The organism is Mesorhizobium sp. M7A.F.Ca.CA.003.01.2.1 (assembly GCF_003998945.1).
GTDB lineage: Bacteria > Pseudomonadota > Alphaproteobacteria > Rhizobiales > Rhizobiaceae > Mesorhizobium > Mesorhizobium ciceri.
Window position 1 is genome coordinate 1 of sequence record NZ_RZRA01000197.1, and the last position, 6,888, is coordinate 6,888.

Below are 6,888 nucleotides of genomic sequence, written 5' to 3' on the forward strand. Positions count from 1 at the left end.
CCCCCGCCAGCAGCGGCATGATGCGCGGCGCGCCTTGCAGGATCTCGTTGGCGAACAGCCGGCTCTCGCGCGGAAAATCGCGCGCCATCTCCAGCTTGCGCCTGATGTAGCTGCGCAGTTCGGTTAGGGGATCGCCAATGTCGTCGAGTTCGCGCAGTGGCGCCAGCCAGGTGTCGAGCAGGCGCTGCATCAGCGTTTCGTGGATGTCTTCCTTGCGCCGGAAATAATAGAGCAGGTTCGGTTTCGACATGCCGGCAGCTTCGGCGATCTGGTCGATGGTCGAGCCGCGAAAGCCGTTGGTGGAGAAGACCTCAAGCGCCGCCTCCAGGATGAGTTCGCGCTTTTCCTGCTGGATGCGGGTGCGGCGAGGGGCATCCGTGCCGATGGTCACCGTTGCAAGCCCTCGTGTTGAGGCTCATCTGGACCAATTCTCTGGACCAGTTTTTCCCTAGCCTGTGGAACGCACTTCAGGTGCCGCATTTCCGCTAGTAATCCTTGACCGCCTACAGGGCGGTGCTAACGTTTGTCCAATCGGTCAAAAATTTGCGTAGCATGAAAACGCGGCAAAGACCAAGCGTTGGGCGCAGCGAAACAGTTTACAAGGGGAAGTCCTGGTCATGTCCAACCGGCTGAAAGTCACGCCGAACGATCTCAGTGCATTCTGGATGCCGTTCACGGCAAACCGGCAGTTCAAGCAGGCGCCGCGCATGATGGTGTCCGCCAAGGACATGCATTACACAACCAGCGACGGCCGCAAGGTGCTCGACGGCACCGCCGGCCTGTGGTGCGTCAATGCCGGCCACTGCCGTCCGAAGATCACCGAGGCGATCCAGCACCAGGCTGCCGAACTCGATTATGCGCCGGCCTTCCAGATGGGCCATCCGATCGTGTTCGAACTGGCCAACCGCCTGGTCGACCTGGCGCCCAAGGGCATGGACCATGTCTTCTTCACCAATTCCGGCTCGGAATCGGTCGAGACCGCGCTCAAAATGGCGATCGCCTATCACCGTGTGAAGGGCGAGGGCTCGCGCACCCGGTTGATCGGCCGCGAGCGCGGCTATCACGGCGTCAATTTCGGCGGCATCTCGGTCGGCGGCATCGTCACCAACCGCAAGATGTTCGGCACGCTGCTCGGCGGCGTCGACCATATGCCGCACACGCATCTGCCGGAAAAGAACGCCTTCACCAAGGGTGTGCCGGAGTATGGCGCGGAACTCGCCAACGAGCTGGAGCGTATCGTCGCCCTGCACGACGCTTCGACCATCGCCGCCGTCATCGTCGAGCCGGTCGCCGGCTCCACCGGCGTCATCCTGCCGCCGAAGGGTTATCTGGAGAAGCTGCGCGAGATCTGCACCAAGCACGGCATCCTGTTGATCTTCGATGAGGTCATCACCGGTTTCGGCCGTCTCGGCACACCGTTCGCCGCCGACTATTTCGGTGTCACGCCCGACATCATGACCACCGCCAAGGGCGTCTCCAACGGCGTCATCCCGATGGGCGCGGTGTTTGTGAAGAAGGAGATCCACGACGCCTTCATGACCGGCCCCGAGCACATGATCGAGTTCTTCCACGGCTACACCTATTCGGGCAACCCCATCGCCTGCGCGGCCGCACTCGGCACGCTTGACACCTACAAGGAAGAGGGCTTGCTGACCCGTGGCGAGGAGCTGGCGCCGTACTGGGAAGACGCGCTGCATTCGCTGAAAGGCGAGCCGAACGTCATCGATATCAGGAACATCGGCCTGATCGGTGCGATCGAGCTGGCGCCGATCGCCGGCCAGCCGACCAAACGGGCCTTCTCGGCCTTCGTCAAGGCGTTCGAGCGCGGCGCGCTGATCCGCACCACCGGCGACATCATCGCGCTCTCGCCGCCGCTGATCATCACCAAGGGCCAGATCAACGAATTGATCGACCATGTTCGAGATGTGCTGAGGTCAATCGATTGACGGACTGACGCGGTCGGTTGAGGTCGGCGCGGCAGCGCGCCGACCTGACCTTTTGCTTGCAACGAACCATTACAGTCAGGCGGGCAACGCACCGATCCCGGTCAGGATCACCCGCTTGATATTTTCCTTGGCTTCCCGCCATTGCCGGTCGGACAGAGGTTTTCCGCCATTGAGTGTCTCGATCTGATGGCCGAAATCGGCGTAGTGCTGGGTCGTAGCCCAAAGCATATAGAGCAGATGACGCGGATCCACCGGGTCCATCTTGGCTTCCTCGATCCAGCGCCTGATGATCTCGACGCGGCCGTCGGTCCATTCGCGCAGCGTCGATTCCATATAGTCCTGAAGCACCGGCGCCCCGTGCATCACTTCGGAGGCCCAGACCTTCGAGCCGTCGGGATGGCGGCGTGATATTTCCATCTTGGCGTCGATATAGGCACTGATGCCGTCTATGGGCCCGCGCGCCGCGTCGAAGCAATTGGCCGCCTGTAGCCAGATTTCAAAGATGTTTTGAACGACCGACCGGTAAAGCTCTTCCTTGGTGGCGAAATAGTAGTGGAGATTTGCCTTCGGCAGTCCGGCCAGATCCGCAATCAACTGCATCGTGGCGCCGCCAAACCCTGCCTCCGCAAACACCTTCTCTGCAGCGACGAGAATGGTTTTTTCATTCTCTCGGCGGATCTCCTGTCGCCGCATGGGGCGGGTGGGTTCTGCCATGTCTACCCCAAGATTCTAGTTGACCGCTTGGTCAGGTTGTGTAGTTTAAAAGCTGACCATACGGTCAAGCTGTAAATCACTCAAGGGGCGACAAGACCCCTGGTGTAGATGGGAACTCGAGATGGCCGCACCCGGCGAGAATCTGCGAATCAATTCAAACCGTTTGTGGGATTCCATCATGGAGATGGCGAAGATTGGCCCCGGCATTGCCGGCGGCAACAATCGCCAGACCGTGACCGACGAAGACGGCGAAGGGCGGCATCTGTTCAAGCGCTGGTGCGATGCGGCCGGGCTCGAAATGGGCGTCGATGAAATGGGCACGATGTTTGCCCGCCGCGAAGGCACCGATCCCAGCCTGCCGCCGGTCTATGTCGGCAGCCATCTCGATACGCAGCCGACCGGCGGCAAGTATGACGGCGTGCTCGGCGTACTGGGCGGGCTTGAAGTGGTGCGCTCGCTCAACGATCTCGGCATCAAGACCAAACATCCAATCGTCGTCACCAACTGGACGAACGAGGAGGGCTCGCGCTTCGCGCCGGCTATGATGGCGTCCGGCGTGTTCGCCGGCGTGCTCGACCAGGCCGATGTGTACGGGCATGTCGACAAGCAGGGCAAGAAATTCGGCGAGGAACTGGAGCGCATCGGCTGGAAAGGCCCCGAGAAGGTCGGCGACCGCAAGATCCATGCCTTCTTCGAACTGCATATCGAACAGGGTCCGATCCTCGAGGACGAAGATATCGACATCGGTGTCGTCACCCATGGCCAGGGCCTTAAATGGCTGCAGGTGACGCTGACCGGCAAGGAAGCCCATACCGGCTCGACGCCGATGCCCAAGCGCCGCAATGCCGGGCTCGGCATGGCGCGGGTGATCGAACTGGTGCACGAGATCGCCATGGACTACCAGCCCGATGCCGTCGGCGCGGTCGGCCACATGGAGGTCTATCCCAATTCGCGCAACATCATCGCCGGGCGCACCGTCTTCACCGTCGATATCCGCTCGCCGGAAAAGGAAGTGCTGGACGCGATGGATGGCCGCATCCGCGAAGGCATCGACACGATCTGCGATGCACTCGACATCCGCTGCGAGATCGAACAGGTCGGCGCTTTCGATCCGGTGACTTTCGATGCCGGCTGCGTCAAGGCGATCCGCGATGCCGCCGACCGCCTTGGCTATTCCCATCGCAACATCGTTTCCGGTGCCGGCCACGACGCCTGCTGGATCAACCGCGTCGCGCCCACCGCCATGGTGATGTGCCCTTGCGTCGATGGCCTCAGCCACAACGAGGCCGAAGAGATCACCAAGGAATGGGCTTCGGCGGGTGCCGATGTCTTGTTCCACGCGGTGGTGGAGACGGCTGTCATCGTGGAGTGAGCTTAGAATCCACCTTCCAAACGACGCTCGTAAAGAAGCGCGAAGAGAACAAGGGAACAGTCAATGACCAAAGTCATCCGAAACGGCACCATCGTCACCGCCGACCGCACCTGGAAGGCCGATGTGCTGATGCAGCACGGCAAGATCGTCGCCATCGGTTCGGGCCTGCATGGCGACCATGAGTTCGACGCCACCGGCTGCTACATCATGCCGGGCGGCATCGACCCGCACACCCATCTCGAAATGCCGTTCATGGGCACCTATTCGGCCGATGATTTCGAATCCGGCACGCGCGCGGCGCTCTCCGGCGGCACGACGATGGTGGTCGATTTCTGCCTGCCGGCGCCGCAGCAGTCGCTGCTCGAAGCCTTGCAGATGTGGGACAACAAGACCTCGAAGGCGTCGTGCGACTACTCCTTCCACATGGCGATCACCTGGTGGGGCAAGCAGGTGTTCGACGAGATGGCCACGGTCGTCGACAAGGGCATCACCTCGTTCAAGCATTTCATGGCCTACAAGGGCGCGCTGATGGTCGACGACGACGAGATGTATGCGTCGTTCCAGCGCTGCGCCGATCTCGGCGCGCTGCCGCTCGTTCATGCCGAGAATGGCGACGTGGTGGCGGCACTGTCGCAGAAGCTGCTGGCTGCCGGCAACAACGGCCCCGAGGGCCACGCCTATTCGCGGCCGCCCGAAGTGGAAGGCGAGGCGACCAACCGCGCCATCATGATCGCCGACATGGCCGGCGTGCCGCTCTATGTCGTGCATGTCTCCTGCGAGCAGAGCCACGAGGCGATCCGCCGGGCGCGCCAGAAGGGCATGCGGGTGTTCGGCGAGCCGCTGATCCAGCACCTGACGCTGGACGAGAGCGAGTATTTCGACAAGGACTGGGACCATGCGGCACGCCGCGTGATGAGTCCGCCCTTCCGCAACAAATCGCACCAGGACTCGCTGTGGGCCGGCCTGCAGGCGGGTTCGCTGCAGGTGGTGGCGACCGATCATTGCGCTTTCACCACCAAACAGAAGCGCAACGGCGTCGGCGATTTCACCAAGATCCCGAACGGCACCGGCGGGCTTGAAGACCGCATGCCGGTGCTGTGGACCACAGGCGTCAACACCGGCCGGCTGACGATGAACGAGTTCGTCGCGGTGACCTCGACCAACATCGCCAAGATCCTCAACATGTATCCGAAGAAGGGCGCCATCGTAGAGGGTGCCGACGCCGACATCGTCGTCTGGGATCCCAAGCGCAAGAAGACAATTTCGTCCAAGAAGCAGCAATCGGTGATCGACTACAATGTCTTCGAGGGTTTCGAGGTGACCGGCCTGCCGCGGTTCGTGTTCTCGCGGGGCGAACTGTCGATCCAGGAGTCCGAGGTCAAGACCAAGCCCGGCCATGGTGAATTCGTCGGCCGCGAGCCGAATGCGGCCGTCAACCGGGCGCTGTCGACGTGGAAGGAAATCTCCGCGCCGCGCAAGGTGGAACGCACCGGCATCCCGGCGACCGGGGTTTGAGGTGCGGCGCGGGGGACTTCTTTTCGCGGCAGTTTTGGTTCTGGTGGCCAGCCAAGTGTCGGCGGCCGGCATCGACCTAGCCAAACCTTATGGCAACAAGTCCGGCTGCATCAACAAGAACGGCCAGGAAGTCTACGCCGAGGACATGCTGCTTCTAACCAACACCGACTTCATCACGGCGACGAGCGCTTGCACCTTCACCGGCAAGAGGGTCCAGGCCGACGGCTCGCTTGTGGTGAAGGCGGAGTGCGAGGCCGAAGGCGAAGAGGGCAAGTCGCCCGCCACCTTCATCATCAAGCACAGCACCAAGAACGCCAAGAAACTGGTGATCGCGGATGCGGACGGCACCGTCTATGGGGAAGTGTCTCGGTGCCGATGATTGCCGAAGCTGGCGGGCGCAAACCTCTAGCAATTGGCCGACGGGCGCCTAGCCCGGCGAAGTCAGCTTCCGGCGACCAGCGCATCCAGTTCCGGCAGCAGGACGACGCTCTCCTGTTCGTTGGGATCGGTGCGCGCAATGACGGCAGAGGACGGGGCGCCGCTCAGGTTGGCCGGCAGATGCGGCACGCCGGCGGGGATGTAGAAGAGATCACCGGCCTTGACGACGATATGATGCTCGAGCCGGTCGCCATACCAGGTGTGAACTTCGCCGGAGAGCACATAGATCGCCGTCTCGTGGCTCTCGTGCATATGCGCCTTGGCGCGGGCGCCGGGCGGCATGGTGAGCATGTGCATGCAGATGCCGGAGGCACCGACGGTCTCGGCGGCAATGCCGGCGAAATAGGTCAGCCCCTGCTTGCCTTCATAAGTGCTTTCAGGGCGGATAAGATGACAAGTGGGTTTAGGCGACATCGGGGAAACTCCGGGCGTCGATCGCGTGGGACAAGGTCAGAGGGACAGGGCCAAATGGGACAGGGCAAGTGGAAAACAACATCGCGATAAAAGCAATCGGATTCCAGCCGCCGCGGGAACGGAAACAGGCAGGCGGCAACCGATGACGGGGAATTCGCCAGCCGTCGTCGCGGCAAGCAAACTCGGGCTGACTTTCCAGACCAATGACGGGCCGGTGCAGGCGCTGTCCAATGTCGATCTCACCATCGGCAAGGGCGAGTTCGTCTCCTTCATCGGGCCTTCGGGCTGCGGCAAGACCACGCTGCTGCGCGTCATCGCCGATCTGGAGAAGCCGACCTCGGGGGCGATTTCCGTCAATGGCATGACAGCAGAGCAGGCGCGCGAGAAACGCGCCTATGGCTATGTCTTTCAGGCGGCGGCGCTGTTTCCGTGGCGGACCATCGAGCGCAATGTGGGGCTGCCGCTGGAGATCATGGGCCTATCCAGGGC

8 protein-coding genes are annotated in these 6,888 nt (G+C 62.1%); 5 read left to right on the forward strand and 3 right to left on the reverse strand.

The genetic code is table 11. The annotated features are described in order from the left end of the window. Positions 1–391, reverse strand: a 391-nt coding sequence (locus EN969_RS10780) for a TetR family transcriptional regulator C-terminal domain-containing protein (RefSeq protein WP_127419117.1), incomplete at its 3' end; no start/stop codon positions are given. Between the two features lie 226 nt (positions 392–617). Here EN969_RS10780 and EN969_RS10785 point away from each other — a divergent pair. After that, a complete protein-coding gene (locus EN969_RS10785) occupies positions 618–1,946 on the forward strand; it encodes an aspartate aminotransferase family protein (protein WP_013530907.1) in 1,329 nt (442 codons plus the stop codon). Positions 1,947–2,021: 75 nt separating this feature from the next. Here EN969_RS10785 and EN969_RS10790 read toward each other — a convergent pair whose 3' ends face one another. Beyond that, positions 2,022–2,660: a TetR/AcrR family transcriptional regulator gene (locus EN969_RS10790; protein ID WP_013530908.1), complete on the reverse strand. Its 639-nt coding sequence runs from the start codon at positions 2,658–2,660 to the stop codon at positions 2,022–2,024. A 121-nt stretch (positions 2,661–2,781) separates the two neighbouring features. On the opposite strand from EN969_RS10790, the gene EN969_RS10795 reads away from it, so the two are divergent. From EN969_RS10795 to EN969_RS10805, 3 genes are all read left to right on the forward strand, one after another. Beyond that, on the forward strand, positions 2,782–4,032 hold the full coding sequence (locus EN969_RS10795; protein WP_063168504.1) for a Zn-dependent hydrolase: 1,251 nt from the start codon (positions 2,782–2,784) through the stop codon (positions 4,030–4,032). A 63-nt stretch (positions 4,033–4,095) separates the two neighbouring features. Next, positions 4,096–5,547 carry a dihydropyrimidinase gene (hydA, locus tag EN969_RS10800; RefSeq protein ID WP_063168503.1) on the forward strand — a complete coding sequence of 484 codons (1,452 nt, stop codon included), beginning with the start codon at positions 4,096–4,098 and terminating at the stop codon, positions 5,545–5,547. A 43-nt stretch (positions 5,548–5,590) separates the two neighbouring features. Next, on the forward strand, positions 5,591–5,926 hold the full coding sequence (locus EN969_RS10805) for a hypothetical protein (protein WP_244514313.1): 336 nt from the start codon (positions 5,591–5,593) through the stop codon (positions 5,924–5,926). 62 nt (positions 5,927–5,988) lie between these two features. Here the strand turns inward: EN969_RS10805 and EN969_RS10810 are convergent, their stop codons facing one another. Continuing rightward, on the reverse strand, positions 5,989–6,399 hold the full coding sequence (locus tag EN969_RS10810) for a cupin domain-containing protein (RefSeq protein WP_013530912.1): 411 nt from the start codon (positions 6,397–6,399) through the stop codon (positions 5,989–5,991). Between the two features lie 142 nt (positions 6,400–6,541). On the opposite strand from EN969_RS10810, the gene EN969_RS10815 reads away from it, so the two are divergent. Continuing rightward, on the forward strand, positions 6,542–6,888 hold a 347-nt coding region (locus EN969_RS10815; protein ID WP_127419118.1), incomplete at its 3' end, for an ATP-binding cassette domain-containing protein.

Excerpts from the sequence above, each read along its gene's own strand:
- EN969_RS10795 (WP_063168504.1), top strand. The coding sequence starts at position 2,782 with ATGGCCGCACCCGGCGAGAATCTGCGAATCAATTCAAACCGTTTGTGG.
- EN969_RS10810 (WP_013530912.1), bottom strand. The coding sequence starts at position 6,399 with ATGTCGCCTAAACCCACTTGTCATCTTATCCGCCCTGAAAGCACTTAT.
- hydA (WP_063168503.1), top strand. The coding sequence starts at position 4,096 with ATGACCAAAGTCATCCGAAACGGCACCATCGTCACCGCCGACCGCACC.
- EN969_RS10785 (WP_013530907.1), top strand. The coding sequence starts at position 618 with ATGTCCAACCGGCTGAAAGTCACGCCGAACGATCTCAGTGCATTCTGG.
- EN969_RS10790 (WP_013530908.1), bottom strand. The coding sequence starts at position 2,660 with ATGGCAGAACCCACCCGCCCCATGCGGCGACAGGAGATCCGCCGAGAG.